This window comes from Methylobacterium ajmalii, assembly GCF_016613415.1.
Classification (GTDB): Bacteria; Pseudomonadota; Alphaproteobacteria; order Rhizobiales; family Beijerinckiaceae; genus Methylobacterium; species Methylobacterium ajmalii.
The window spans coordinates 1-26976 of record NZ_JACWCT010000124.1 but is presented as its reverse complement, the minus strand read 5'-3'; the positions used below and the strand labels follow the sequence as shown (position 1 = coordinate 26976).

The following is a 26976-nucleotide window of genomic DNA, read 5'->3' as shown; positions in this document are numbered from 1 at the left end:
CGGGGCGGGGCGGGGCGGTCCTGCGTCAAGCCGGAGGCCGGCCCGCCGTTCCGGCGCGGGACCGGTCCGGCGCAGCGTCCGGTGCCTGACCGATCCGTAATCTTCGATCCACCGGCCCGACAGGCCCGCCGACCATAATGGCTCCATCGACCGGCCGCGAGCGCGGCCTTCGCCACACGGAGCCAGAGACCCCGATGTCCAAGACCCCGATGTCCAACACCCCCGAGACCGCCCCGACCTCCCGCTTCCACCGCAAGGCCCTCGCCTCCGTGGCGGCCGTCACCCTGGTGGCCACCGGGGCGCTCGGCACCGCGTTCCTGCCCCCGAGCAGCCCGGCCTATGCCCAGGCCCTGCCGCAGACCCCGATCACCACCGCCGAGCACCCGCCGGGCAGCTTCGCGCCGATCGTCAACCGGGTGAAGCCGGGCGTGGTCTCGGTGAAGGTGAAGCTGAAGGACGACGCCTCGGACGACGAGGAGGGCGGCGGCCAGCAGAACCTCCAGAACGTGCCGCCGCAGCTGCGCGAGTTCTTCCGCCGCTTCGGCGAGGGCGGCCCCGGCGGCATGGGCGGCGGCTTGGGCGGCGGCATGCAGCGCCCGCAGCGTCACGGCGGCGGCGCGGCGCAGGGGTCGGGCTTCTTCATCTCGGCCGACGGCTACGTGGTCACCAACAACCACGTCGTGAACAACGCCAAGTCGGTCGAGGTCACGCTCGACGACGGCCGCACCCTGCCGGCCAAGATCATCGGCACCGATCCGAAGACCGACCTGGCGCTCCTCAAGGTCACCGACGGGGCTCCCTTCCCCTACGTGAAGCTCGCCCACGGCGCGCCGCAGGTCGGCGACTGGGTCGTGGCGATCGGCAACCCGTTCGGCTTGGGCGGCACCGTCACCGCCGGCATCGTCTCGGCCCGCGGCCGCGACATCGGCGCCGGCCCCTACGACGACTTCCTGCAGATCGACGCACCGATCAACAAGGGCAATTCCGGCGGGCCGACCTTCGACGTCAAGGGTGAGGTCGTGGGCGTGAACACCGCGATCGCCTCGCCGTCCGGCGGCAATGTGGGCCTCGCCTTCGCGATCCCGTCCGAGACGGTGCAGGCGGTGGTCGACCAGCTGCGCGCCGACGGCAAGGTCGCCCGCGGCTATCTCGGCCTTCAGATCCAGCCGGTGACGAAGGACATCGCCGACAGCCTCGGCCTCGACAAGGCCAAGGGCGCCCTGGTCAACAGCGCCCAGGACGGCACGCCCGCCGCCAAGGCGGGCCTGAAGTCCGGCGACGTGGTCCAGTCGGTCAACGGCGAGCCGGTGAGCGACGCCCGCGAGCTGTCCCGCAGGATCGCCTCGCTGAAGCCCGGCACCAAGGTGGATCTCGCCTATGTCCGCAACGGCAAGGCCGAGACCGCCCAGGTGACCCTCGGCACGCTGCCGAACGACACCAAGGTGGCGAGCGCCGACGACCGCGGCGGGCGCCGCGGCGACAGCCAGCCGCGGCTCGGCCTCGAGCTCGCCCCGGCGGGCCAGGTCGGCGCCGGCAGCGAGGGCGTCGCGGTGGTGAGCGTCGATCCCGACGGCCCGGCGGCGGCCAAGGGCATCCAGGAGGGCGACGTCATCCTCGACGTCGGCGGCCAGCCGGTCTCGAGCCTGTCCGACGTCGCCTCCCGCATCCGCGCCGCGGAGACCGACGGCCGCAAGGCGGTGCTGATGCGGATCAAGAACGACAAGGGCACCCGCTTCGTGGCGATCGGGCTGTCCGCGTCCAAGAACGGCTAAAGTTCCAGAACGGCCAAGGCCCCTCGGGGCCGACATCCAGGCGCCGGCCCCGGGAGGGGCCGGCGCGTCCGCGTGCGGGGGCGACGCCGCCCCGCGCGGGGCGCGGCCCCGGGATACGGGCCGTCAGCGCCCCCAGCGCAGGACCGCCGCGTCGAGGCTGCGGGCGATCTCGATCAGCCCGGCCCGGGTCGCCGGGTGGGGCAGCTCCAGGGGAGCGCGCACGGCGTCCGAGCGGATGATGCCGCCCTCCTTCATCAGGATCTTGGCTGCGGCGAGCCCGGTCTGGCGGTTCTCGTAGTTGATGAGCGGCAGCCAGCGGCCGTAGGCCTGCACCGCCTCGTCGCGCCGCCCGGCGAGGTAGGGATCGAGGATCCGGCGGATGCCGTCCGGGTAGCCGCCGCCGGTCATCGCACCCGTCGCGCCGGCATCGAGGTCGGCCAGCAGCGTGATCGCCTCCTCGCCGTCCCAGGGTCCCTCGATCGCGTCGCCGCCGAGTTCGAGCAGGGTCCGCAGCTTGGCCGCGGCCTGCGCCGTCTCGATCTTGAAGTACGAGACGTTGGCGACCTCGCGGGCGAGCCGCGCCAGGAAGGCGGCGGACAGCGTGGTGCCGGAGACCGGCGCGTCCTGGATCATGATCGGGATCGAGATCGCGTCGGAGACCGCCTGGAAGAACCGCTCGATTCCCGCCTCGGTCACCCGGATCGTCGCCCCGTGATAGGGCGGCATGATCATTACCATGGCGGCGCCCAGATCCTGCGCCCGGCGCGAGCGCTCGGCGCAGATATGGGTCGCGAAATGGGTCGTCGTGACGATCACCGGCACCCGGCCGGCGACGTGCGCGAGCACCGCCGTCATCACCGCGTCGCGCTCGGCATCGGTGAGGACGAACTGCTCGGAGAAGTTGGCGAGGATGCACAGGCCGTGCGCGCCGGCCTCGATCATGAAGTCGATCGCCCGGCGCTGGCCGTCGAGGTCGAGGGTGCCGTCCTCGTGGAAGATCGTCGGGGCGACGGGGAAGACGCCGCGATAGGGGCGCGGTGCGGGGGTCGTCTCTCGGGTGGACGTCGCTTCTCGTGTGGACATGGCGTTTCCTCCGGGGCTCGGTCAGGCTGCGGCGCCGTGGCGGCGCAGGCCGTTGTGGATGACGCGGCGGACGGCCTCGGCCGCGCCCGCGGGATCGCGGTCGGCGATGGCCGCCACGATGGCGGCGTGGGCGGTAAGCGTGGCCTCGCGCTCCGCTGCCTCGACGGGGGCGCTGAGCTGGAACGAGGCGCGCAACGCCACCTCGATCACCCCGCCGATCGAGCGCATGAACGGGTTGCCGGAGGCGACCGCGATCGCGACGTGCAGCGCGAGGTCGCCCTCGGCGAAGCCGGCGGAATCGGAGGCCTCGTCGCGCATCCGCGCCAGGCCCGCCTCCAGGGCGGCGAGGTCGGTCGGGCCCCGGCGCTCGGCGGCCAAAGCCGCCGCCGCCGGCTCGACGGCGAGGCGGATCTCCGCGAGATCGCGCAGGAAGCGCCGGTCGATGCCGGCCTCCAGGTGCCAGGCCAGCACGTCGGCGTCGAACATGTTCCAGGCCGCGCGCTCGCGCACCACCGTGCCGACCCGGGCCTTGGTGGTCAAAAGCCCCTTGGCGGCGAGCGTCTTGACGCTCTCGCGCAGGACCGGGCGCGACACCCCGAAGGCGGCGAGCAGCTCGCCGTCCCCGGGCAGCCGGGCCCCCGCCGGGTAGCGGCCGGCGATGATCGCGGTGCCCAGGCGGCGCGCCACCTCGGCGTGGTTCGACCGGGCGCGCCCGGCCGGGATCACCACCAGCCCGCCCGCCGCACCGGAGGGGACGCCGCCGGGCTTGTTGGCGCCGGACAGGACGAAGGGTGCGCGCATCCGTGGCCGGGCTCGTGCGAGGCGGCGCCCCCGCGGCGCCGGCCGGCCCGTTACAGCACGGGGTCGACCGGCTGAAAAGTCATACTGTTTGACTTTTCGTTCCGTCGACGGTCACGACCCGGCGGCCTCGCGCGCCTCCGACACCGCCTCGGCGGCCTCCCGCCGGTCGTCGGCATCGGCCGCCGGGGGTTCCTGCACCGCTTCGGCGCGTGCGTCGCGGCACAGCTCGATCAGGATCGGGAAGTGGTCGGAGCCGACATGCTCCAGCCGCTCCAGCCGGGCGAGCAGGAAGTGCTCGGAGAAGAAGACGTGGTCGAGGGGCCAGCGCAGGATCGGCCAGCCGGCGTGAAAGGTCGGATAGGCGCCGCGCCCGACCCGCGGGTCGAGGAGGCCGCCAATGGCCTGGAACAGCCCCGTGGTGCGCGACCAGGCGACGTCGTTGAGGTCGCCCGCCACCACCGTGGCGCCGCCCTCGCGCGCGACCTCGCGGGCGACCAGCACCAGTTCGCCGTCCCGGGTCGCGCTGCTGTTGCCCGGATGGGGCGGGCGCGGATGCACGCCGTGGAAGGTGAAGCGCTCGCCCGACGGCAGGGTGACCCCGGCGCGCACCGAGGGCACGTCGTCCTCGATCAGGAACCGCACCCGGAGGTCGTCGAGGGGCAGGCGCGAGTAGAGCATCAGCCCGTAGGTGTTGTCCTGCGCCTGGTCGACCCCGTGTGGGTAGCGCGCCCGGAGCGGCGAGAGCGCGTCGCGCCAGCCGGCATCGGTCTCGAGCGCCAGGACCATGTCGGGGTCGTGGCGCTCCACCACCCGCAGGAGCCGGTCGTAGGCCCGGTTCGACTGCAGCACGTTGACGATCAGGATGGCGACGCGGCGCTCCCGGGCGGCGTCCGCCGGGGCGGCCTTGGCGGTCGGCCGCGCCAGGCGCGTGAAGGGCAGGATGTGGCGCAGCTGCAGGCCGAGCGCGGCCAAGAGCCCGGCCCCGAGGGCGAGCGAGACGGCATCGTGCCCGGCCGCCATCAGCAGGACCAGGACCGGCAGGATCGCGCTCGCGATCTGGAAGCGCGGGAAGTCGAAGGTGCGCACAAGCCCGGCGCGGCTGCGCCAGAACGGCAGCAGCGTCGCGGCGACGAGGAGCGCCGCCAGGATCTGCGCGACGAGGGACAGGGTCGAGACCGGCACGCGTGCGTTTCCCCCCCGCGGCGTTTTCCGCCGCACCGGGGGACGAGATAGGTCGCGTCCGCTCCGGCGTCACCCGGGGGCGCGACAAGGATCAGGCGCTCGCCAGCGGGTGGAGGTCGCGCACCATCTGCTTCAGGCGCTCGTCGAGGACGTGGGTGTAGATCTGCGTCGTCGAGATGTCGGCGTGGCCCAGCAGCTCCTGCACCACCCGGAGGTCGGCGCCGTTCTGCAGGAGGTGGCTGGCGAAGGCGTGGCGCAGGACGTGCGGGCTGATCTTGTCGGTGCGCAGGCCGGCGGCGGCGGCTACCGCCTTCAGGTCGCGGGCGAAGGCCTGGCGGGTGATGTGGCCGGTCTCGCTGTCGGCGGGAAACAGCCAGGGGCCGGGGGCCGTCAGGGTGCCGAGGTGGGCCGCCATGGCGGAGCGCGCCACCTCGGTCAGCGGCACCAGGCGCTCGCGCCCGCCCTTGCCGCGCACCACCAGGAACCGCTCCTTGGTGGATCCCGCGGCGCGGGGCAGGGCGACCAGCTCGGAGACGCGCAGGCCCGTGGCGTAGAGAAGCTCGATCAGGCAGTGCATCCGCCCGGCCCGGGCCGCCTCGGCGGGGTTCGGCGCCTTGGCGGCGGCCTCCTTGGCGACGGCGAGCAGCCGGTCGACCTCGGCCACCGAGAGCACCTTGGGCAGGCCGCGGCCGCGCTTGGGCCCCGAGACCGGGGCGGTGGGATCGCCCTCGGTCAGGCCCTCCGCATAGAGGAAGCGGTGGAAGCCGCGCACGCAGGACAGCCGGCGCGCCGCCGAGGTGCTCTTGAGGCCGCGCGCCTCCAGCTCGGCGAGATAGGCCCGGATGCCCGCGGGCTCGACGGCGCCGGGATCGAGGCGCAGGCCCGCCAGGTGGCCGAGATAGTCGTCGAGATCGCGCCGGTAGGCCGCGAGCGTGTTGGCGGCGGCCCCCCGCTCGGCGGCCAGCATGTCGAGATAGGCGTGCATCAGGCCCTGGGGGCCCAGGGTGCTCATATCCCGCCGCTCATTTCGGCTGCAGCTTGGCGTTGGGGATCGTGACGGAGATCTCGCGCGGGGTCGGCTCGACGAAGGTGGCGAGGGCGAACATCGCCGCGAAGGCGATCCCGGCCAGGACGGCCACCACGACGAGGAAGCGGAAGAGGGTCGGCACGTCGGACGGGCCCCGGGATACGCGTGGCAACGAGCGGCGCGGACCGGAGCCAGCCGCCACCTTGGCCGTCGGTTCGACCACGCGCCGCCCCGCGAGGCAAGGCCGGGCCCCGTGCTGCAGCGCGGAATGCCGGCGGCTGTTGCGCGGGTGCCGAAGCGGACGCAGAGGCAGCGCAGAGGCACCGGCGAAGCGCGTGGTTTTTCCCCGATATCCGCCGTTTCGCCCTGCGCGAAAAACAGGCTAAAGAACGCCGCATGAGCCAGCGCCCCCCTCATGAGCCATCGATCGAGTCGCGCGTGCGCCGAGGCCTCGGCCTGCGCTCGATCGTGCTGGTCGGCCTCATGGGCGCGGGCAAGAGCACCGTCGGCAAGCGCTTGGCGGGCCGCCTCGGCCTGATCTTCAAGGACGCCGACCACGAGATCGAGGCCGCGGCCGGCCTGACCATCCCGGACATCTTCGCCATCTACGGCGAGCCGAGCTTCCGCGACGGAGAGGAGCGGGTGATCGCCCGCCTGCTGCGCGAGGGGCCGATGGTGCTCGCCACCGGCGGCGGCGCCTTCATGCGGCCCGAGACCCGCCAGCGCATCGGCGAGTCCGGGGTCTCGGTCTGGCTCAAGGCCGAGCTCGACGTGCTGATGCGCCGGGTGCGCAAGCGGCCGGGCCGGCCGCTGCTCCAGAACGAGGACCCCGAGGGCACGATGCGGCGGCTGATGGACCTGCGCCATCCCGTCTATGGCGGGGCCGACGTGATGGTGGTCTCCCGCGAGGTCTCGCACGACCGGGTGGTGCAGGACGTGCTGGAAGCCCTCGACGCCCACATGCTGGGCGACCCGGCGGACGGCTATGCCGGCGGCGCGGCGGGCGATCCCACGGGCTCGCCGCCCGAGACCGGCGGGGAGCCCGAGACCGCCGGGCACAGCTTCGCCGCCCATTGAACCGCTCGACGACGGACGACGCCGTGACCGCGCAGATTGAGACCGTTCACGTCCCCCTCGACGGGGGCCGGGCCTACGACATCCTGGTCGGACGCGGCCTGCTCGCGGGGATCGGCGCCCGCGTCGCCGCGCTCAAGGCCCGGGCCGTCGCGGTGGTGAGCGACGAGACCGTGGCGGCGGAGTACGGCGCGACCGTCACCGACGCGCTCGCCGAGGCGGGCTTGCGCACGGCGCTCATCGCGGTGACGCCCGGCGAGGGCTCGAAGAGCTACGCGGGCTTCGCCCAGGTCTGCGACGGGCTGATCGGCCACCGGATCGAGCGCGGCGACCTCGTGCTGGCGCTCGGCGGCGGCGTCGTCGGCGACCTCGCGGGCTTCGCGGCGGCCTCGCTGCGCCGGGGCGTGCGCTTCGTGCAGGCACCGACCAGCCTGCTCGCCCAGGTCGATTCCTCGGTCGGCGGCAAGACCGGCATCAACTCGCCCCATGGCAAGAACCTCGTCGGCGCCTTCCACCAGCCGAGCCTCGTCATCGCCGACACCGCGACCCTCGACACCCTGCCGCTGCGCGAGCTGCGCGCCGGCTACGCCGAGGTGGCGAAGTACGGGCTGATCGACGACCCCGAGTTCTTCGCCTGGTGCGAGGCGAACCTCGCCGAGATCTATGCCGGGGGGCCTGCGCGCGAGACGGCGGTGGCCTCCTGCTGCCGGGCCAAGGCCGGTGTGGTAGTGCGCGACGAACGCGAGGACGGCGAGCGGGCGCTGCTCAACCTCGGCCACACCTTCGCGCACGCCCTCGAGCGCCTGACCGGCTACCAGGCGGCGCGCCTCGTCCACGGCGAGGCGGTGGCGATCGGCCTGTGCCTCGCCTTCCGGTTCTCCGCCCGGCTCGGCCTGTGCCCGGGCCAGGATGCCGGCCGCGTCGCCAACCACCTGGCGCTCGCCGGCCTGCCGACGCGGCTCGATCAGGTTCCGGGCGGAAGCGGCGATGCCGACCAGCTCCTCGACGCGATGCGCCAGGATAAGAAGGTCCGCGACGGCGCCCTGACCTTCATCCTGGCCCGCGGCATCGGCAAGAGCTTCATCGCCCCCGGCATCGAGGCCGGGGCGGTGCGGGAGTTCCTGGTGGACGAGCTGCGCGGCTGACGGGGCCGTCCGGTCACGACACGGCCCGGGGCGTCCCGGGCCGCCGAGGCGGAGCCCGGGATCCAGAGCCGCGGATGGTGCGGACCGTGGCCGAATGCCGGTCGCCTCGTCCGGGAAGCGCCCGGGCCCCGCGACGGGACCCGGGATGGGGCCGTCAGGCCCGCCGCGCCATCAGCCGCTCGACCAGCGAGCCGCCCTGGTTCAGCTCGTCGAGCTCGTCGGCGAGCACCGTCACGGTCTCGCGGATCTGCTCGGGCGTGTGCTCGGAGGTGATGAAGAAGCGCAGGCGCGACGAGCGCTCCGGCACCGCCGGGTGGATGATCGGCTGCACGTTGATGCCGCGCTGGAACAGCCGGTCGGACAGGGTCACGGCCTTGAGCGAGTCGCCGAGGATCACCGGCACCACGGCGAGGCCGAGGCTGGTGCCGACATCGAGGCCGCGCTCGCGGGCACAGGCGAGGAACAGGGAACCGTTGCGGCGCAGCCGCGCGACCCGCTCCGGCTCGCGCCGCATCAGCGCCAGCGAGGCGGTGGCGGCGGCGGCGAGCGGCGGCGAGAGGCCGACCGAGTAGACGAAGCCGCCCGCGGTGCACTTCAGGAGCTCGATGAGCGCGCCGGCTCCCGCGACGTAGCCGCCGCAGGACGAGAGCGTCTTCGACAGCGTACCCATCCAGATGTCGACGCTGCCGGGGGGCACGTCGCAATGCTCGTGCAGGCCGTGGCCGTCCTTACCGAGCACGCCGAGGCCGTGGGCGTCGTCGACCATCAGCCAGGCGCCGTAGCGCTCCTTGAGGGCGACGAAGCCGGCGAGGTCGGGGGCGTCCCCGTCCATGCTGTAGAGGCCCTCGATCACGATCAGCGCCCGGCGGTGCTCGTGGCGCGTCGCGTGCAGGAGCGACTCGAGGGCCTGGAGGTCGTTATGGGCGAAGCTGCGGCGCTGGGCGCCCGACAGCTGCGCGCCGGTGACCACCGAATTGTGGATCAGGGTGTCGTGGTAGATCACGTCGCCGGGCTCGAGCAGCGCCGCGATGGTGGCGACGTTGGTGGCGTGCCCGCTCACCATGACCACGCAGGCCTCGGTGCCGTAATGGGCGGCCAGCGCCTTCTCGAGGACGAGGTGGCCCGGGCGCTCGCCGGCGACGATCCGGCTCGCCGAGGCCGAGGTGCCGTAGGTCGACAGCGCGGCCTGCGCCGCCGCGTTCACCTCCGGATGGCCGTTGAGCCCGAGATAGTCGTAGGACGAGAAGTTGGTGAAGGTCCGCCCGTCGATCTGCGTCGTCGCGCCGGCCTTGGCGTCGTGGACGCGGAAGAACGGATTGCCGAGGCCGATCAGGTCGGCGGCGGAGCGTTGGAGCTTCAGCTCCTTGTAGGCCGGCAGGCTGTCGAAGCTCTGGGCCTGCGCGAGCGCGGGCTTGGGCTCCGGCCGGGCCGGGGCGGGGCGGACGGGAGCCTTGCCGAGGCGGGCGGCGACGAAGCCCGCCAGGGCCTCGCGCCCGCCCGCGCCATGGGAGGATCCGCTGCTCATTGGGTGATGACCTTGATGTCCTGGCTGTTCTTCTCGACCAGCGCCTGGAGGGATTGCAGCGCCTCGGCATCGGCCGACTCGACCCCGCCGTGGCGCTGCGACAGGCTGACCACCGCCGCCGCGCTCTCGTCGACCGGGGCCGCCACCGACTGGATCAGGGTGTCGGCGAGTTCGGTCACGGTCTGGCCGCTCGACACGCCCGACGGCGGCGCGTCGAGGCCGAAGCGCTCCTGCAGGCTCGCGCCGAGCTCGACGCCCATCAGCGAGTCGAGGCCGATCTCGGAGAGCTGGCGCACCCGGCTGATGTCGTCCTTGGGCAGGCGCAGGATCCGGGCGATGTCCTCCACGATGGCGTCCGCCACCGTTTTGCGGACGTCGTCGAGGTCGTGGGCGCGCAACAGGCCCGGGATGCTGATCGCGACCGCGCCGCCGGCCTCCGCCTGCTGCTCGGAACCGAGGCTGGCATAGCTCGGGGAGCGCAGGGTGGCGAGGCGCTCGCGCGCCTTGCCCCAGTGCATCGACGCGATGGCGATCACCCCGTCGTCGGAAGCGCCGCCCTGCACGCCCAGCGCCTCGGCCATCAGGTCGAGGGACTTGCGGGCATCGACCGGGGTCACGCCGACGCGGCCGGCCAGCGTCTCCATCACCGCCTTGTTGCGGGCGAGCACGCCGACGTCGCCGATGGCGCCCCAGGCCACCGCCAGGGCCGGAAGGCCGAGGCGGCGGCGCTGGCGGGCCAGCCCCTCCATGAAGCCGTTGGCGGCGACGTAGGAGCCCTGGCCCGGATTGCCGATGAAGGTCGTGGCCGAGGAGAACAGCACGAAGTAGTCGAGCGCCCGGTCGCGGGTGAGCGCGTCGAGGTGACCGGCGCCGATCACCTTCGGGGCGATCACCGCTTCGAGGGCGGCCGGATCGAGGTTGGCGATCAGGCCGTCCTGCAGCACCATCGCGCCGTGGATGATGCCGGCGAGCTTCACCCCCTTGGCCTCGACGCGATCCAGCAGGCGCTGGACCGAGGCACGGTCGGCGATGTCGCAGGACTCGACCTGAACCGACACGCCGCGGGCCTTCAGCTCGGCGATCGTCGAGAGCGCGGGCTCGCCGGACGGCGCCTTGCGGCCGACGAGCGCGATGTGGCGCGCCCCCCGGTCGGCGAGCCAGCGTGCCGCCTCGATGCCGAAGCCCCCGAGCCCCCCGGTGACGAGGTGGACGCGGTCGGTGGCGACCACGAAGGGCTTGCCCGTTTCGGCCGGGATCGTGCCGGCCTTCGGCGGCGCGATCACGATCTTACCGACGTGACCCGATTGCTGCATCAGCCGGAAGGCGTCCGAGACCTCTTCCGCCGCGAAGGGCTGGTAGGGCAGCGCCTTCAGGCTGCCGTCGGTGAAGAGCGCCATCACCTCGCGGAACAGCCGCTTGCCCTCGTCGGGCTGGAACTGGAGCAGCTGGTCGAGGTCGACGCCGAAGTAGGACAGGTTCCGGCGGAACGGCCGCAGGCCGATATGGGTGTTGGCGACGTAGTCGCGCTTGCCCAGCTCGACGAAGCGCCCGAAGGGCTTGAGCGAGTTGAGGCTGCGCTCCATCGCCTCGCCGAACAGGCTGTTGAGCACCACGTCGACGCCGTCGCCGGTGATGCGGCGGATGTCGTCGACGAAGGCGAGCGAGCGGGAATCGAGCACGTGCTCGGCGCCCAGCGCCTTGACCAGCGCCCGCTTCTCGTTCGAGCCCGCGGTGGCGATGACCCGGGCGCCGCGCATCCGGGCGATCTGGAGCGCCGCGAGGCCGACGCCGCCGGCGCCGCCATGGACCAGCACCCACTCGCCGGCCTTGAGGCGGGCGAGCGTCACCAGGCCGTAGAAGGCCGTGAGGAAGGCGACCGGCGTGGTGGCGGCCGCCTCGGACGACAGCCCCTCGGGGGCGGCCGCCACGACCATCTCGGGCACCACGATGTGGGTGGCAAAGCCCGACTGGGCGAAGGCCACCACCCGGTCCCCGGGCTTGAACGCGGTCACGCCCGCACCGACCGCCGCGACGCGGCCGGCGCATTCGAGGCCGAGCCGCGGGCCGGCGAAGCCGTCCTCCAGGATCTCCTCGGGCAGCATCGACAGGGCCCAGAGCACGTCGCGGAAGTTGAGGCCGGTGGCCTCGACCGCGATCTCGATCTGGCCGGCACCCGGGGCGGCCCGCTCGGCCGGCCCCCAGTGCATCTCGTTGAGGCCGCCGGTGGTGCTGCGCTCGAGGCGCGCGGCGGGAGCTGCGGCGCCGGAGCGGCGGACGGGCCGCGCCCCTTGCGCGAAGCGCACCACCCGGGTGGCGGCGTCGTCGACCACGATCTCGGTCTCGTGCGTGCCCGACAGGATCAGGTCGCGCAGGCGCTCGGCGGCGCGCTTCGAGGAGATCGACGGCGAGAGGTCGATGCGGCGCACGTCGAGGGAGGCGACCTCGTTGGCCAGCGTGCGGGTGAAGGCCCACACCCCGGCCTCGACGCTGCAGGCCGGCCCGCCGCGGTCGCGGGTGGCGCCGGGGCAGACGACCCAGAGCCGGGTCTGGCGGGTGCCGAGATGCTCGACGCAGCGCTTGAGCCCGAGGCAGCGCTCGCGCAGCCGCTCGGCCGCCTCGCCGCCGCGGTTGAAGGCGCCGGCGAGGTAGACGACCGTGTCGGGGGTCTCGCGCTCCAATTCGCGCAGCGACGCCTCGGAATCGAGGATGATCGAGACGTGGACCCCGCCCGCGACCAGGAGGGTGGCCAGCGAGGAGGCGGTCTCGGCCGCGAACTCGTCCTCGGAGCCGATGACGAAGGCGAAGGTCTGGCCGGCGGCGGCCTTCGGCCGGGGCGGGGCCTCGGCGAGCAGCAGCAGGTCGTTGCCGTTGCGGGTGACCGCCCGGTCGGCCGCGACCTTGACGAGGCCGACGGCGCTCAACGAGCGCTGCCAGCCCGCCACGTCGTCGAGGCGCCCGACCGGCAGGTTGCCGGCGACCTCGAACCAGCCGGCATCAAGGCCGAACACCATGTCGCGGAACAGCGAGGCGCCGGGCTCGACCGCCGCGAACAATCCGCCGGCCGCCAGCGACGCCGCGAGCGGGGTGAGGAGGTCGCGGGAGGCGCGGTGGAGCACGTCGCTCGCCAACACGGCGTCGAAGGCGGCGAGACCGAGCTGCGCCGGATCCTCGACGATCGTGACGCCCGACGGCAGGGCGAGGCGGGCGCGCTCGGCGAGGCGCCGGTCGGCCTCGAACACCGTGAGGCGCGCCTCATGCAGGCCGGCGAAGGTCGCGACCTGGGCCGAGAGCGGCCCGAACCCGACCTGGAGCAGGCGCAGCGCCCGGTCGCGCGGCAGCGCGGCGGCGCTGTCGTCGAGGAGCCGCATCACTGCGTCGGCCGAGGCCCGCACGGTGGCGCCGCGCAAGCAGAAGGCGTCGAGCGCCGCCTGCGGCAGGGAGGGAGCGTCGGAGAGGGTCCCGGCGAGGATGCGCGACATTACGGCGCCGAGATCGGCGCAGAGCAGGAGCTCGGCCGACAATTCGGGATGGTCGGCCGCGATCCAGCGCATGATCTCGTCGGTCGCCGGCAGCGTCACGTCGGCGCGCAGGCGCCAGCGGTCGTCGCCCGCGGACTCGGCCAGCCCGCTGACCTCGAGCGCCATGAGCTGGTTGACGAGCCAGGGACGCAAGGCTGCCGGCAGCCGGCGCGAGGCCGCGACGTCGACGATGCCGCCGACGGCGAGGCCGCGGGCGAGCCGGTCGGCGAGGGAGGTCGCCCAGCCTTCGAGCAGCATGTGGCCGGCGCCGAGCGCGGCATCGCCCTTGGCGGTGACCGCACCGGCCTGGCGCCGCACCAGGGCGGCGACCGCCGGCTGCGGCTCCAGCGCGATCGCGGTCGGCTCGGTGGCGAGCTCGGTGAACTGGCGGATCGCGAAGGCGTCGAGGTCGCCCCCGGCCTTCATCCGCAGGGCCTGGAACCGGCCCTCGCGCAAGGTGGCGATGACCTCGCCGGCCTCGTCCACCAGGGTGAAGTCGGCCAGGATGCTGCGCTCGTTGCAGCGCCGGGTGCGGATCACCGCCCGGGCGATGGCCGCGCCGGGGCGCACCAGCCGGATCTCGCCGAAGCGGATCGGCACGTAGGCCCGGGTCGCCGCCTCGCCGAGGAGGTCGGCGAAGAGCAGGATCAGGCCGTGGAAGCACGAATCGAGCCGCGCCGGCGCCAGGCCGTAGCGGGCCTCGGCGTGAGCCGGCTGCAGCTCGGAGACGATGGTGGCCTCGTCGAGCCGGGCCGAGCGGGCGACCTGGCGGAAGGACGGGCCGAAGCCGAGGCCCGACGCCCGGGCGCGGGCATAGAGCGCCTCGCCCTCGACCGTGGTCTCGGAGGGCAGGGCCGCGACCGCGAGGCGCGCCGGGGCCGGGGTCTCGCCCTCGACCAGCTTGGCGACGGCGTGGAGCTGCCAGGGCGCCTGGCTCAGGCGCGGCCGGGAGAGGATCTGCACCAGGTTGGCGCCCGGGGAGAACCGGGACAGCACCTCGCGCACGCCCTCCTCGGCGAAGACCATCGGCTGCTGGATCTCGAGGTCGGCGAGCGTCACGCCCTCGGAGCGCACGACCTCGCGGCCGACCGCCAGCGCCATCTCGGCGAAGCCCGCGCCGGGCAGGATCGCCTGGCCGTCGATGCGGTGGTCGTCGAGCTCGGGCACCGTCGCGACGTCGAGATGGGCCAGCCATTCCAGGCCGTCCGCGCCCTGGCGGGCGCCGATCAGCGGATGGTAGGGCCGGGCGCTCGCGGGGTTCACCGCCTCGGTGGTCTCCGGCAGGCGGAAGACCTTGCGCTGCCAGGGGTAGTGCGGCAGCGCCACGGCCCCGGCCGGGTCGGCCCCGAAGGCCACGGCCTCGTCGACCGCCGCGCCCGCGGCGAGCGCCGCGGCCAGCGCGCGCCGGAACGGGTCGGCGGCGAGCGTCTTCTTCGGCAGCACGCCGACGGTGGCGCCGTCGAGGCCGAGGGGCTCGAGGCAGTCGCCGATATGCGGCAGCAGGGTCGGGCGCGGGCCGACCTCGACGAAGATCCGGGCGCCGGCCTGCGCCGCGGCCTGGACCGCCGCGCTGAAGCGCACCGGCTCGCGGATGTTGCGCCACCAGTAGCCGGCGTCGAAAGCGGTGCCGTCGAGCACGTCGCCGGTCACCGTCGAGGCCAGCGGCACGGTGCCGGGGGAGGGCGCGAGGCCGGCGAGGTCGCGGCGCAGCGGCGCCTCGATCGGGTCCATCAGGCGGCCGTGGAAGGCGTAGTCGAGGTCGAGCTTGCGGCCGCGGCGGCGCTTGCGCGCCAGCGCCTTCATGGCGGCGTCGATCATCGCGACGGGGCCCGCCACCGTCACGGCCTTCGGGCTGTTGAGGGCGGCGATGTCGAGCGCGGGATAGTCGACGAGGAAGGCCTCGACCTCCTCCACGGGGGCGAGCAGCACCGCCATGGTGCCGAGCCCGCGGGTCGCCTCCTGGTGCTTCGAGCGGTAGAAGATGACCTTCACCGCCTGCTCGAGCGTCAGGATGCCGGCGGCCTCCGCGGCGCCGATCTCGCCGACCGAATGGCCGACGATCGCCGTCGGGGTGAGGCCGACGGCCTTCAGGGCGGCCGTGGAGGCGGCCTCGATGGCGAAGATCAGCGGCTGCGACACGCTGGTGAGCGCGAGTCGCGCCTCCAGGTCGTCGGCGAACAGCGCCTCCTTGAGCGACCAGCCGGCGAGCGGCCGGAACAGGGCGTCGGTCTCGTCGAAGCGGGCGCGGAAGACCGGGTTGAGGGCGTAGGCGTCCCGGCCCATCCCGGCCCACTGGCTGCCGTTGCCCGAATACACGAAGGCGACGCCGCCGGCACGCTCGACCGCGGTGGCGAGAGAGGCCGCGGGCGTCTCCTCGCCCTCGGCGATGGCCCGCAGCGCCTCGGTCACGGCCTCGGCGTCGAGGTCGCGCAGCGGGATCGCGGCGCGCACCGGCAGGCGCTCGCGGCGATGCGCGGCGGCGGCGGCGACGCGCGACACCTCGGCCGCGTCAGCCCCGTCGAGGCGGGCGGCGTAGTCCTGGGCGAGATCGGCGAGCGCCGCCTTGGTCTGGGCCGAGACCAGCAGCACCTCGGGGGCGGGGTCCGACGCGGACGCCGACGGCGCGACGGGAGCCGGGTCGGTCAGGATGACGTGGGCGTTGGTGCCGCCGAAGCCGAACGAGTTGACGCCCGCGAAGCGCTCCGCGCCGGTGCGGGGCAGGGGGCGCAGGGTGCGGTTGACCGCGAGGTTCAGCTCGTCGAACGGGATCGCCGGGTTGAGCTCGGCGCTGTGCAGCGAGGGCGGCAGCAGGTCGTGCTCCAGCGCCAGGCTCGCCTTGAGCAGGCCGGCGAGGCCGGAGACCGGCTCGGTATGGCCGATATTGGTCTTGATCGAGCCGATCGGCAGCGGGGTCGAGCGGCCGCGGCCGAGCTTGCCGCCGATGGCGCCGGCCTCGATCGGGTCGCCGACCGGGGTGCCGGTGCCGTGGGCCTCCATGAAGGCGATCGCGTCGAGGGCGACCCCGGCCTCGCGGTAGATCTCTTCCAGCAGCGCGCCCTGCGCGTAGCCCGACGGCAGGGAGATGCCGGTGGTGCGCCCGTCCGAGTTGACCTTCGAGGCGGCGATCACGCCGCGCACGGTCGCGCCGTTGCGGGCGGCGGCCTCGGCCGATTGCAGCACCAGGACGACGCCGCCCTCGGCCCGCACGTAGCCGTCGGCGCTGGCCGAGAAGGCCTGGCACAGGCCGGTGCGCGACAGCATCGAGGCGTTCGAGAACGACACGAAGTTGAACGGGCTGACCAGCAGGTTGACGCCCGCCACCACCGCCGTGTCGATCCGCCCCGAGGCGATCGCCGAGACCGCGGCGTCCAGCGCGACGAGGGACGACGAGCAGGCGGTGTCGAGGGTGAAGCTCGGCCCCTTCAGGTCGAAGATGTAGGAGATGCGGTTCGAGAGGATCGACAGGGTGTTGCCGGTCGCCGCGTAGGCGTCGCCCGAGGCGGTGTCGAGCACCCGCAGGTTGCCGTAATCGAGCGAGGAGGCGCCCACGAACACGCCGATCGGGCTGCCGGCGACCGCCGACGGCCGCAGGCCCGCATTCTCCAGGGCCTCCCAGGTCAGCTCCAGCAGCAGGCGCTGCTGCGGGTCCATCTGCTCGGCCTCGCGGGGCGAGATGCCGAAGACCGACGGATCGAACGACCACGGATCGTCGATGACGCCGGCCGCCCAGGTGTAGCTCTTGCCGCGCTCCTGCGCCCGGGGGTGGCCCATGCGCTCCAGGGACCACCGGTCCTCCGGGATGCGCGAGACGGCGCACCGTCCCTCGACGAGCATCTGCCACAGGCTGTCGACGCCAGAGGCGCCCGGCAGCCGGCAGGACCGACCGATGATCGCGATGTCAGGACGCTGTATCACGTTCGCTTCGCACACGCTCATTTACGGAGGACGGGACGCGGCGGCGCCGCACCCGGGCATTCACCCTAACCCATAGTATGAGGCCGGCACCGCGCCAACCCCGGAACGGAGCCATCCGCACCGATAGGGCAAGACTTGGCCCACCTGTGACATGCCTTCATCAGTCGAAGTCCTGCGGCATAGCGAGGCACAAGGCCCGCATAGGCGCCACAACACTGTCATCCGGTAGAAATACCAGAACTCACAGGTAATGCTGCCAAGCTCGAAGGCACCCCGAGCCGGGCCGGTCGCGCCCGCCCCGCCTTAGACCCGACGAATCGGGTGGCAATGGGGCGGAGCGGCGAGGCGGGCCGATCGCGCTCAGAACGCCTTGAAGGTGATGATGGTGCGGGTATCCTGGATATCCGCGATGGTTTGGACGTGCTCGGCCACGAAATGTCCGATATCCACCCCGTCATCGACGTGAAACTTCGCCAGGACATCGTAGTGGCCGGCCGTCGAGTAGATCTCGGAGGCGATCTCCCGATCGGCCAGAGCACTCGCCACGGTGTAGGTCTTTCCCAGGCGGCACTTGATCTCGACGAAGAAGGTCTGCATCGGCTCGCTCCCGGCGATCGTCTGGATTCATGACAGGGAACGGATCCCGATCGACGATCGGGATCCGGCGGATCGGTCAGGGCCGCCCGACGCTGGCATAGGCGAAGCCGTGCTTGCGGGCATCCTCGGGCCGGTAGACGTTGCGCAGGTCGACGAGAACCGGCTCGGCCATCGCCTCGCGCAGGCGCTTGAGGTCGAGCGCCCGGAAGGCGTCCCACTCGGTCACGATCACGAGAGCGTGCGCGCCCTCCGCGCAGGCATAGGCATCGGTGGCATAGGCCACGTCGGGCAGGAGCGGGCGGGCCTGCTCGATGCCCTCCGGGTCGTAGGCCGTCACCGCGGCGCCGGCATCCTGCAGCCCGGTGATGATCGACAGCGAGGGCGCGTCGCGCATGTCGTCGGTGTTGGGCTTGAAGGTCAGCCCCAGCACGGCGATCCGCTTGCCGCGGACCGACCCGCCGCAGGCGGCGATCACCTTGCGGGCCATGGCGCGCTTGCGGCTGTCGTTGACCGCCACCACCGTCTCGACGAGGCGCACCGGCGAGCCCGCATCCTGGGCGGTCTTGACCAGCGCCAGCGTGTCCTTGGGAAAGCACGAGCCGCCGTAACCCGGCCCGGCATGCAGGAACTTGCGCCCGATGCGGTTGTCGAGGCCGATGCCGCGGGCGACCTCCTGCACGTCGGCGCCGACCTGCTCGCACAGGTCGGCGATCTCGTTGATGAAGGTGATCTTGGTGGCCAGGAAGGCGTTGGCCGCGTACTTGGTCAGCTCGGCGGTGCGCCGGCTCGTCACCAGGATCGGCGCGTGGTTGAGGTAGAGCGGGCGGTAGAGCTCGCTCACCACGGCGGCCGCGGCGGGATCGTCGGCACCGACGACGATGCGGTCGGGCCGCTTGAAGTCGGAGATCGCCGCGCCCTCGCGCAGGAATTCGGGGTTCGAGGCGACCGCGATGGCGATGTCCGGCCGCGCCTCGCGGACGATCCGCTCGACCTCGTCGCCGGTGCCGACCGGCACCGTGGACTTGGTGACGACGACGGTGGGCCCGGTGACGGCGGCGGCGATGTCGCGCGCTGCCTGGTAGACGTAGGAGAGGTCGGCGAAGCCGTCGCCCCGACGCGAGGGCGTGCCGACCGCGATGAACACCGCGTCGGCCCCGGCGACCGCCTGGGCGAGGTTCGTGGTGAAGGTCAGGCGCTCCTGGCGCACGTTCTCGGCCACCAGCGCGTCGAGGCCGGGCTCGTAGATCGGGATGCGGCCCTCCTTGAGGGCGGTAATCTTCTCCGGCGCCGTGTCGACGCAGGTGACGGTGTGGCCGAAATCGGCGAAGCAGGCTCCGGAGACCAGGCCGACATACCCCGCCCCCACCATCGCAACGCGCATCTCACGTCCTCCCGGCAGCGGCGCGGCGCGGCGCCCGCGGGCACCGCTGTAGCGTTGCAGTGCAAAACGGGCAACGTCCGCCCCGTCACCAGAGGCGGAACAGCGCCTTCGCCCGGGCGAGGTTCGGGTTGTAGTAGGGGTCGTTGCGCAGCTCCGGCCCCCAGCGCTCGGTCATGGTGGCGACCTCGGCCTCGAAGCGGGCGCGCTTCTCGGGGGTGTCCTCCTTGCCGCGGCTCTTCGATTCGTGGTGCGTCAGGGCGGCGTGCGGCGTCCAGATCACCCGGTAGCCGGCCTTGCGCACCCGCAGGCACAGGTCGATGTCGTTGAAGGCGACCGCCAGATGCGCGGCGTCGAACCGGCCGACCTCCTCGAACACCGCGCGCCGCATCATCAGGCAGGCGCCGGTAACCGCCGAGACCTCCTGCGAGATCACCATGCGGCCGAAATAGCCCGGGTCGTCGGGCCCGATATCCGGGTGGCTGTGGCCGGCGACGCCGCCGACCCCCAGCACCACGCCGCCGTGCTGGAGCGTGCCGTCCGGATAGGACAGCTTGGCGCCGACGGCACCGACCCCGTCCTCGACCGCGATCGAGGCCAGTTCCGTGAGCCAGCCCGGCGCGACCACCTCGATGTCGTTGTTGAGGAACAGGAGCAGCGGCCCGCGCGCGGCCGCAGCACCGTCGTTCGAGAGCCCCGAGAAGTTGAACGGGCCGGGGCGCGACAGCACCCGCACCCGCGGATCGGCGGCGGCCTGCTCCAGGAGCGCCAGGGCCGCGGGCTCGGTGCTGCCGTTGTCGACCACCACGACCTCGATCGCCGGATAGTCGGTCCCGGTCAGGAGCCCGTCGAGGACGACGCGCAGCAGCTCGGCCCGGTCCTTTGTCGGAATCACCACCGAGACGAGCGGGGCCGGGTGGGGCAGGGCGCGCACCAGCCGGTTGAAGCCGAGCGGGCCCCGCTCGACCCGGTGCGGCCAGCCGCGCCGCGCCACCAGCTCCTCCAGGGCCTGGAGGCGCGCCGCCTCGGCCCGCGCCAGGAACGCGTCCGAGAAGGTGCCGGAGCCGATCGCGGTGCGCCAGTGGTACAGGATCGCCGGCAGGTGGCGCACCCGGGCCGGGTCGAGCCGGTCGCTCAGGCGCAGGAGCAGGTCGTGGTCCTGGCTGCCCTCGAAGCCCGGGCGCAGCCCCCCCACCGCCGCGACGAGGCTGCGGCGCACTACCGTCAGGTGGTTGAGGTAGTTCTGGCCGTAGAGGAGCTCGGGGTTCCAGTCGCCCTTGAAGTGCGGCTCGAAGCGCCGGCCGTCGGCGTCGATCTTGTCCTCGTCGCTGTAGATCAGGTCGAGGTCGGGCTCGCGCCGGATCGCCTTCGCCACTTCATAGAGGGCGTGGGCCGGCAGCACGTCGTCGTGGTCCATGAAGGCGACGTAGGCGCCGCGGGCGAGCGCCAGCGCGGTGTTGGTGGCCGCCGCGATGTGGCCGTTCTCGGGCCGGCGCTCGACGCGGATGCGCGGATCCTCGGCCGCCGCCCGGGCGAGCAGCCGCGGCACCGCCGGGTCGGTCGAGGCGTCGTCGGCGATGCAGAGCTCCCAATGCGGGTAGAGCTGCCCGCGCACCGAGCGCAGGGCCTCCTCCAGGACCTTGGAACCCGGGTCGTAGACCGGCATCACCACCGAGATCAGCGGCGGCTCGCGCCACTGCGCCACCTCGGCGGTGATGCGGCCGCGGTCGGCCTCGCTCAGGGTGTCGAAGTGACGGACCCAGGTGTCGTAGCCGGTGAGCCCCGGCGGCACGAGGGCGCGGGCGAGACGGTGCTGCGAGCGCACCCGCTTGCCGACGGAGCGCCAGAAGAGGGCCTGGGCGGTGAGGACCGGCCGGCGCAGGGCCGCCCGGCCGACGAGGGCGAGGCGGCTGCGCACCGTGACGGTGAACTCGGCGATGGCCAGCGCCGGCTCGCCGAGCGTCGGGGTCAGCCGCAGGGACGTGGTGCCGGCGGGCAGCCGCCCGAGCCAGGTGAAGCGCCCGTGGCCGAAGGCGCGCTCGTCGAGGCTGGTGCCCTGCGGCCCCTCCGGCCCGTCCACGATGGCGGTGAGCTCGACCCGGCTGAAGGCGCCGTGGTTCTCGTCCTTGAAGGCGATCGAGACCCAGCGCGCCCCGAGCCCGAGATCCGCCACGTCGAGACTCAGCCCCTCGGCCCCGAACTCGAGCGCGAGGCGGGCGAAATCGCGCCGGACGACGCGGCCGCGCCCGAGGCGGAGCGACGCCTGCAGGGCGGCGGGCCGGGAGGCGGGGAGGGACGCGGAAGGGGTCTGGGCCGTCACCTGTGCTCGCGCCTCTATCGCCGCCGCGGGGCCGGCGAGCGGAGCCGGGCCTCGTCATTCTCAACGAAATCAATTGGTTACGCCAAGTCAGGCGGCCGACCGTGTAGCAGGCGGCGGGAGCGGCTGGCAAGGCCCGGCCAGAGCCCGGGACAGGCGCGATCGAGGCTCGTACGGCCGCGGCGCCCGGCGGGCGGGACCGCCCGGCCGGCGCCCGGCCCGAGCCGCCATCTGGAGCCGGCGACGGAAAACCGTGCCGGCCCGCGGAACCGTCTTGTCACCCGCCGCGACTGCCTCTATACGCCCTCTCACACCGGGGCCGCCCACACGGCCTCGAGGGCGCGTAGCTCAGCGGGAGAGCACTACGTTGACATCGTAGGGGTCACAGGTTCGATCCCTGTCGCGCCCACCATCGCACTTCGGATGTCAGGGGTCATCCCCCCGGAGCGCGACGAGACCGAGACCGCTCGGTCGCTTGTACCAGACCAGGGCGCCCCGGCGACGGGACCGCCCGAAGACGGACCGCACGGCGAGCTACGGCTTGCACGGGGCGATGGGCGCGTAGCTCAGCGGGAGAGCACTACGTTGACATCGTAGGGGTCACAGGTTCGATCCCTGTCGCGCCCACCATCGTACCCCGGTCCTTCCCCCCGGAGAGGCTCGCAGCCCGGCAGGATCGCCCGGCAGCCGGCTCCGCGACGGAACGGAATCCTCTCATGACCGACCAGGATGTGGGTGTCGCCTTCGCCACCCTGACGACCGCGCTCGCGGTCGCGCTGCACAAGCAGGGCGTCGCCGACGGCGAGGCGCTGCTGGCCGAGACCGTCGGCACCCTCGAGGCCGTCCTGGACGGCGACTACCCGGAGACCGCGCGGGCGATCCTCTCGGCCTGCGCCCGCTCGCTGCGGGCCGCGGAGGGCTGAAGGCCCCCTCGCGTGTTGCAGCGAGCGTGCCCGGGACGGGGCGCGGCGACCGTGCCGCGACGGACCCTCAGAGCCAGAACCGCGCCGTCAGCTTCTCGTCGCTGTCGATCTCGGACGTGCTGACGACCCGGATCTCCTCGAAGAAGCGCTCGATGCCGATCGTCGCCAGGTCGTACGACATCATCCTCTTGAGGAGGGTGTTGTAGTTGTCCTTCAGGTACGACGACCCGGGATCGAGGTTGGTGACCAGCACGAGCCCGGTCGGGAAGGAATCGAGCGCCAGGATCTCCAGGTCGGGCCGGACCTGCCTGAGGAGGAGCGCCGTGCGCCAGACGTCGCCGGTCCACCACCCGGTGCGCGACGGCTTGACCGGGACGATGCCCGCCTCGGTGCGCGCCGTCATCGGCAGTTCCGGCGGCAGGCAATCGTGCAGGGCGATCACCGAGTTCGGGGCGGACACCGCCTCCGTGTTGTAGAAATCCCTGAGCAGGAACTCGCACCGGTGCATGCCGTCCAGGAAGGCGAACTGGACGGGCTCGCCGAACAGGTCCCTGGGGTCGAACCGTGCGAAGAAGTCGTCGGACGTCATCTGGTACAGCAGCGACATCCGACGCGTCGAAAAGATGGCGGGATCGGCGATGACGAAGGTGGGATCGACGGCGATCGCGTCGCACTTCGCCAAAGCGAGCGTGCCGCCTTCCCGGGTGCCGATCTCGAAGTAATTGCGCGGCTGCAGCGTCGCGTGGATCTTCGCCAGGACTTCCCTGTAGTTCGATCCGGCATGCTCTTGCACATCGTACCGTGACGAAGCGGCACCCATTCACCCGACCCCGTCTTAGTGCACCTCACAAAACTCCCGCCGCGATGTCGCCACCACAGCGAGCCGAGGCGGTGATCGGGAGTTTTGTGAGAGATACTTATACGATCGACATCATCACGGATCACGCCGCAGGGTAGAAACAACCCATGCAACCGTCAAGCTTGGCACTCCAACTTGGAGCGTCATGCCGGACCGGGCGAGCATGGCCGCGCCCGGGACGAGACCACCCCGAGCGGGCCGATATCCGACCGGATCGTCCGCGCGGTGCGGGCACGGGCACGGGGCGTCGGTCGATGCGGGCGGAGCGGCGGCAGGGATCGAGGCCGTCGGCGGCACATCGCCCGGCCGCCCTGACGTGCGCGATTGGATTGCAGGGCGATTTGATCGGCATCGAATGTTCAGCAGATGACAGTCCGGTCGTTCCGCCCTAACGGAACCCATTCTACCTCCCTGTAGCCTGTAGGGAAAAAATGATATATTCTTGTTATGACCTAGAGCACATAAAAATTCTATCGATTTTCGATGATTTTCATAAGATATATTCTGGAGTTTTTATTCGTGAAAACGATTTCAAAATTGCGTACATTAGTAGATTGTAAATTATATTTGGGAGATGCTGTTTGCATAAAAATTACCGGACGGGGGAATCTGTCATGCTTCGCAATACCAAAATCATGCTGAAATCGGTCGTGCCGCTGCTGCTCATGGCGGCCGTGTCCTGCGGGCTGGTCGTCTATGCCGTCGGCAGCCTCGATGGCCTTGCCAAGCAGATGCGCGGCATCGTCGACCAGCAAACCGTCCGGCTCGAGCGGATCCTGAGCATCAGGATCAACACCAACGAGGTTGCCATCGCGGCCCGCAACCTCATCCTCGAGACCCGCGAGCGGGAGTTGGCGGGGTACAAGCTCCGCTACGACGCCGCCGTGAGGGCCTCGCTCGACGCCGCGAACACCCTGATCGCAATGGCCGATACGCCGCAGCGCCAGGCCATTAACCAGACGCTTCAAAGCCTGCTGCAGGCCTTTTTCGCCGCCACCGACAGGGCGGCCGCCCTCGGCCTCAGGAACGACAACGAGGCGGCGGTCAAAGCCCTGCTGGTCGACGCCGGCGCCGCCCGCGAGAAGATGCGGACCTTCGTCGAGGAGCGCGTCGATCGCCTGAACGCCGAGCTGCGCCAGGCCCGGGACGAGGCGGAGCAATCCGTCTCGAAGGCCGTGTGGATGCTGACCGCCGCGGCGGCGGCCGGGCTGATCGGAGCGATCGCGCTTTCGGTCCTCATCGTGGTCTTCGGCATCACCCGTCCGCTCGCCGGCCTCGTCGGGGTGCTGCAGCGCATGGCCCGCGGCGAGATCGACGCCGAGATCCGGGAGGCCGGCCGCGGCGACGAGATCGGCGCCGTCGGCAAGGCGGTCGAGGGCATCAAGGCGATGGTCGCCCGCAAGGCCGCCGAGGAGGCCGAGATCAAGCGCCGCGCCGACGCGGCGGCGGCCGCCGAGCGCAAGCGCACCATGATCGAGCTCGCAGACGGCTTCGAGCGCGCCGTCGGCGGCATCGTCGGCATGGTCTCGTCCTCGGCCACCGAGCTCCAAGCTACCGCCCAGCAGATGACCGACACCGCCCAGGAGACCGCGTCCCAGTCGACCACCGTGGCCGCCGCCGCGGAAGAAGCCGCCACCAACGTCAACACGGTCGCGGTGGCGGCCGAGGAGCTCGGCGCCTCGGTGCAGGAGATCGGCCGCCAGGTGACCGGCTCGGCCCATCTCGCCCAGGCGGCGGTGGGCGAGGCGAGCCAGACCGCGCAGCTCGTCCAGGCGCTCAGCCAGAACGCCGGCCGGATCGGCGACATGGTCGGGATGATCTCGGGCATCGCCGGCCAGACCAACCTGCTGGCGCTCAACGCCACGATCGAGGCGGCGCGCGCCGGCGCGGCGGGGCGCGGCTTCGCGGTGGTGGCCACGGAGGTGAAGGCGCTGGCCGAGCAGACCGCCAAGGCGACCGAGGAGATCGCGCGCCAGATCGGCGAGGTGCAGGGGGTGACCGCGCAGGCGGTGACGGCGATCGGCGCGATCACAAGCCGCATCCGGGAGATCGACAGCGTGGCGACGTCGATCGCGGCGGCGGTGGAGCAGCAGGGCGCGGCCACGCAGGAGATCGTGCGCAACGTCGCCCAGGCCTCGGTGGGGACGACCGAGGTGACGGGCAACATCGCCGGGGTGGCGCAGGCATCGGAGGAGACGGGGGCGGCGGCCGGACAGGTCCTGTCCGCAGCTTCCGAGCTGTCGCGGCAATCCGAGCATCTCGGCGCCGAGGTCGCCCGATTCCTCGCCACCGTGCGGGCCGCCTGAAACCGCCTTTTCGTCGGCCAGCGCTCGCGACGAGAAGGCGAGCGGGCCGCCGCGATCCCCATCGACGGCTTCTTCCGGGGCCGTCGTCCTGCCCGGCAGGCCCGTCGCCGCGGGCGGGCGACGGCGCCGGTACTGCATCCAGCAAGCGATGAGCCAGGATTTTCAAGTTCGATCGAGACAGATCCGATAAATATATTGTATAAATAAGTTATATTCTGCAGTTATATTTGAAATAGAGCGTTAGATCGCACCGTCATCGATCATGCCCTTCGCTGCTGCGTGCGCGAGAAACTCATCAAGCACGCTGGCGCCGAGCGTCCCTTGCCGCGGCACGGCGAGCGCCTGCTCGATCGCCATGAACCGGCCCGGCAGGAGGCGGAGATCCGTGCGCTGCGCCGCGAACGCCTCGACGGCCTGCCTGACGCCCGCCGCGACGTCGCATCCGCCCTCGCAGAGGAGCCGCAGAGCGTCGCCCGGCGTCGGCACCATCGACAGCTCGGCGTGCCGGAGGGACCGGGCGAGATGGCCGTGGTAGGCGGCCCCGGCCGCCGATGCGACCCGGACCTGCGGCCGGTCGACGTCGTCGCCGTTCCGGAGCGGACTCGTCTCCCGGACGGCGAAAACGGCCTCGATGCGCGTATAAGGGCGGCTATACGCCACGCGGTCGGCGCGCGCCGGATCGACGGCGATGAACGCGACGTCCCATCCGGCGTCGCCGACGGACGCCATGAGGGCGCCGGCCGACGGGAAGGTCACGAGGCGGACCGGGCGATCGAGCCACTCGCCGAGCGCGCGGCCCAGGTCGACGGCGATCCCGTGCGGCTCGCCGTCGTGCTCCCCGATCCGCACGAGCGCCGCGTTGGCGAGATTGATCGCGATGCGCAGAGGCCGGGCCGCGGCCGGATCGCTCGTCACGGGATCTCTCATCGTCGGTGTGTCCCCAAGCGCCCGAAGCGCTTAAGCAGACTTGCGTTGGCAGGCCTCACGGCACACGGCAGCGACGTGAATCCGCGATGATTACCTCTCCCACCCGCGACCTCATCCTGAGGCGTTAGTCGATCGAAGATCGACTGACCTCGAAGGAGGCCTCCGGATGTCGCTGCGATTTCTGGAGGCGTCCTTCGAGGCTCAGCGATCGTCGATCACGTGCGATCTTTGATCGCCAACACCTCAGGATGAGGTGGTGTATGGGAAAGCCTTGACGCAGAGAGGCTTCACGCCCCTGTCGTGTACCGTGGGCAGGCCAACGCTTCGCCCGCTCAGGTTCTTGTTTCGTCGCAGACTTCCGGCACCGAATCGGCGACCACTTAGGCAAAATCTGCTTGGCCGGGATAAGGCGAAGGAAGCTCGGCTCGGCCCCGCCTCCTTCGCCGCCGCGGTCACTTCATCGTCGGCATCACGAACTCGGCGCCGGCGCGGATGCCGGTGGGCCAGCGGGTCGTGATGGTCTTCAACCGGGTGTAGAACCGCACCCCCTCCGGCCCGTGCATGTGATGGTCGCCAAACAGCGACGCCTTCCAGCCGCCGAACGAGTGGAACGCCATCGGCACCGGG

At 72.1% G+C, this 26976-nt stretch carries 17 protein-coding genes, 2 tRNA genes and 1 pseudogene; 7 read left to right on the top strand and 13 right to left on the bottom strand.

Going from position 1 to position 26976, the window contains the following annotated elements:
- Nucleotides 1-194 precede the first annotated feature (194 nt).
- Entirely contained in the window at nucleotides 195-1772 is a 1578-nt protein-coding gene (locus HPY23_RS23020) for a Do family serine endopeptidase (protein WP_236012751.1), read from the top strand.
- Nucleotides 1773-1895: 123 nt separating this feature from the next.
- Here the strand turns inward: HPY23_RS23020 and HPY23_RS23015 are convergent, their stop codons facing one another.
- The 5 genes from HPY23_RS23015 to HPY23_RS22995 form a co-directional block, all read right to left on the bottom strand.
- Nucleotides 1896-2855, bottom strand: coding sequence for a dihydrodipicolinate synthase family protein (locus HPY23_RS23015; protein WP_091889660.1), 960 nt, complete (start codon nucleotides 2853-2855; stop codon nucleotides 1896-1898).
- Nucleotides 2856-2876: 21 nt separating this feature from the next.
- The gene (locus HPY23_RS23010) at nucleotides 2877-3656 is read right to left on the bottom strand and encodes a FadR/GntR family transcriptional regulator (protein ID WP_091889658.1); all 780 of its coding nucleotides are present in this window, start codon (nucleotides 3654-3656) and stop codon (nucleotides 2877-2879) included.
- 111 nt (nucleotides 3657-3767) lie between these two features.
- Nucleotides 3768-4838: an endonuclease/exonuclease/phosphatase family protein gene (locus tag HPY23_RS23005; RefSeq protein WP_091889656.1), complete on the bottom strand. Its 1071-nt coding sequence runs from the start codon at nucleotides 4836-4838 to the stop codon at nucleotides 3768-3770.
- A gap of 91 nt (nucleotides 4839-4929) precedes the next feature.
- On the bottom strand, nucleotides 4930-5850 hold the full coding sequence (locus HPY23_RS23000) for a site-specific tyrosine recombinase XerD (RefSeq protein WP_091889654.1): 921 nt from the start codon (nucleotides 5848-5850) through the stop codon (nucleotides 4930-4932).
- Between the two features lie 10 nt (nucleotides 5851-5860).
- Entirely contained in the window at nucleotides 5861-6007 is a 147-nt protein-coding gene (locus HPY23_RS22995) for a hypothetical protein (RefSeq protein WP_048426069.1), read from the bottom strand.
- A 254-nt stretch (nucleotides 6008-6261) separates the two neighbouring features.
- On the opposite strand from HPY23_RS22995, the gene HPY23_RS22990 reads away from it, so the two are divergent.
- Together HPY23_RS22990 and aroB are read left to right on the top strand one after the other, a co-directional pair.
- Entirely contained in the window at nucleotides 6262-6942 is a 681-nt protein-coding gene (locus HPY23_RS22990) for a shikimate kinase (protein ID WP_236012750.1), read from the top strand.
- A gap of 23 nt (nucleotides 6943-6965) precedes the next feature.
- Nucleotides 6966-8084, top strand: a complete 1119-nt coding sequence (aroB, locus tag HPY23_RS22985; RefSeq protein WP_060849216.1) for a 3-dehydroquinate synthase — start codon at nucleotides 6966-6968, stop codon at nucleotides 8082-8084.
- Between the two features lie 154 nt (nucleotides 8085-8238).
- On the opposite strand, the gene HPY23_RS22980 is transcribed toward aroB, so the two are convergent.
- The 5 genes from HPY23_RS22980 to HPY23_RS22960 all read right to left on the bottom strand — a co-directional run bounded on the left by HPY23_RS22980 (nucleotide 8239) and on the right by HPY23_RS22960 (nucleotide 21202).
- Nucleotides 8239-9609 carry an aminotransferase class I/II-fold pyridoxal phosphate-dependent enzyme gene (locus HPY23_RS22980; RefSeq protein WP_091889652.1) on the bottom strand — a complete coding sequence of 457 codons (1371 nt, stop codon included), beginning with the start codon at nucleotides 9607-9609 and terminating at the stop codon, nucleotides 8239-8241.
- Nucleotides 9606-17063, bottom strand: coding sequence for a type I polyketide synthase (locus HPY23_RS22975; RefSeq protein ID WP_210344509.1), 7458 nt, complete (start codon nucleotides 17061-17063; stop codon nucleotides 9606-9608). The genes HPY23_RS22980 and HPY23_RS22975 overlap by 4 nt, the downstream gene beginning before the upstream one ends.
- A gap of 339 nt (nucleotides 17064-17402) precedes the next feature.
- The gene (locus HPY23_RS22970; protein WP_048426071.1) at nucleotides 17403-17639 is read right to left on the bottom strand and encodes an Lrp/AsnC ligand binding domain-containing protein; all 237 of its coding nucleotides are present in this window, start codon (nucleotides 17637-17639) and stop codon (nucleotides 17403-17405) included.
- Nucleotides 17640-17715: 76 nt separating this feature from the next.
- Entirely contained in the window at nucleotides 17716-19020 is a 1305-nt protein-coding gene (locus HPY23_RS22965; RefSeq protein ID WP_060846024.1) for a UDP-glucose dehydrogenase family protein, read from the bottom strand.
- An 85-nt stretch (nucleotides 19021-19105) separates the two neighbouring features.
- On the bottom strand, nucleotides 19106-21202 hold the full coding sequence (locus tag HPY23_RS22960; protein WP_236012755.1) for a glycosyltransferase family 2 protein: 2097 nt from the start codon (nucleotides 21200-21202) through the stop codon (nucleotides 19106-19108).
- A gap of 469 nt (nucleotides 21203-21671) precedes the next feature.
- On the opposite strand from HPY23_RS22960, the gene HPY23_RS22955 reads away from it, so the two are divergent.
- The 3 genes from HPY23_RS22955 (at nucleotide 21672) to HPY23_RS22945 (ending at nucleotide 22257) form a co-directional block, all read left to right on the top strand.
- Nucleotides 21672-21746, top strand: a tRNA-Val gene (locus tag HPY23_RS22955).
- A 143-nt stretch (nucleotides 21747-21889) separates the two neighbouring features.
- Nucleotides 21890-21964, top strand: a tRNA-Val gene (locus HPY23_RS22950).
- Nucleotides 21965-22050: 86 nt separating this feature from the next.
- Nucleotides 22051-22257 (top strand): hypothetical protein, encoded by a 207-nt coding sequence (locus HPY23_RS22945; RefSeq protein WP_060846025.1) that lies wholly within the window; start codon nucleotides 22051-22053, stop codon nucleotides 22255-22257.
- Between the two features lie 67 nt (nucleotides 22258-22324).
- On the opposite strand, the gene HPY23_RS22940 is transcribed toward HPY23_RS22945, so the two are convergent.
- The gene (locus tag HPY23_RS22940) at nucleotides 22325-23050 is read right to left on the bottom strand and encodes a class I SAM-dependent methyltransferase (protein WP_091889648.1); all 726 of its coding nucleotides are present in this window, start codon (nucleotides 23048-23050) and stop codon (nucleotides 22325-22327) included.
- A gap of 680 nt (nucleotides 23051-23730) precedes the next feature.
- Between HPY23_RS22940 and HPY23_RS22935 the strand changes: the two genes are divergently transcribed.
- Nucleotides 23731-25422: a methyl-accepting chemotaxis protein gene (locus HPY23_RS22935; protein WP_200601840.1), complete on the top strand. Its 1692-nt coding sequence runs from the start codon at nucleotides 23731-23733 to the stop codon at nucleotides 25420-25422.
- Between the two features lie 240 nt (nucleotides 25423-25662).
- Here the strand turns inward: HPY23_RS22935 and HPY23_RS22930 are convergent, their stop codons facing one another.
- Together HPY23_RS22930 and HPY23_RS33250 are read right to left on the bottom strand one after the other, a co-directional pair.
- Entirely contained in the window at nucleotides 25663-26337 is a 675-nt protein-coding gene (locus HPY23_RS22930) for a transporter substrate-binding domain-containing protein (protein ID WP_334318820.1), read from the bottom strand.
- A 464-nt stretch (nucleotides 26338-26801) separates the two neighbouring features.
- Nucleotides 26802-26976: pseudogene (locus tag HPY23_RS33250) on the bottom strand (methylmalonate-semialdehyde dehydrogenase (CoA acylating)); the annotation flags it as partial.

Coding starts and splice junctions, on each gene's coding strand:
- HPY23_RS22965 (WP_060846024.1), bottom strand. CDS start 19,020: ATGCGCGTTGCGATGGTGGGGGCGGGGTATGTCGGCCTGGTCTCCGGA.
- HPY23_RS22980 (WP_091889652.1), bottom strand. CDS start 9,609: ATGAGCAGCGGATCCTCCCATGGCGCGGGCGGGCGCGAGGCCCTGGCG.
- HPY23_RS22990 (WP_236012750.1), top strand. CDS start 6,262: ATGAGCCAGCGCCCCCCTCATGAGCCATCGATCGAGTCGCGCGTGCGC.
- HPY23_RS22970 (WP_048426071.1), bottom strand. CDS start 17,639: ATGCAGACCTTCTTCGTCGAGATCAAGTGCCGCCTGGGAAAGACCTAC.
- HPY23_RS22975 (WP_210344509.1), bottom strand. CDS start 17,063: ATGAGCGTGTGCGAAGCGAACGTGATACAGCGTCCTGACATCGCGATC.
- HPY23_RS23000 (WP_091889654.1), bottom strand. CDS start 5,850: ATGAGCACCCTGGGCCCCCAGGGCCTGATGCACGCCTATCTCGACATG.
- HPY23_RS23020 (WP_236012751.1), top strand. CDS start 195: ATGTCCAAGACCCCGATGTCCAACACCCCCGAGACCGCCCCGACCTCC.
- HPY23_RS22935 (WP_200601840.1), top strand. CDS start 23,731: ATGCTTCGCAATACCAAAATCATGCTGAAATCGGTCGTGCCGCTGCTG.
- HPY23_RS23015 (WP_091889660.1), bottom strand. CDS start 2,855: ATGTCCACACGAGAAGCGACGTCCACCCGAGAGACGACCCCCGCACCG.
- HPY23_RS23010 (WP_091889658.1), bottom strand. CDS start 3,656: ATGCGCGCACCCTTCGTCCTGTCCGGCGCCAACAAGCCCGGCGGCGTC.
- HPY23_RS22945 (WP_060846025.1), top strand. CDS start 22,051: ATGACCGACCAGGATGTGGGTGTCGCCTTCGCCACCCTGACGACCGCG.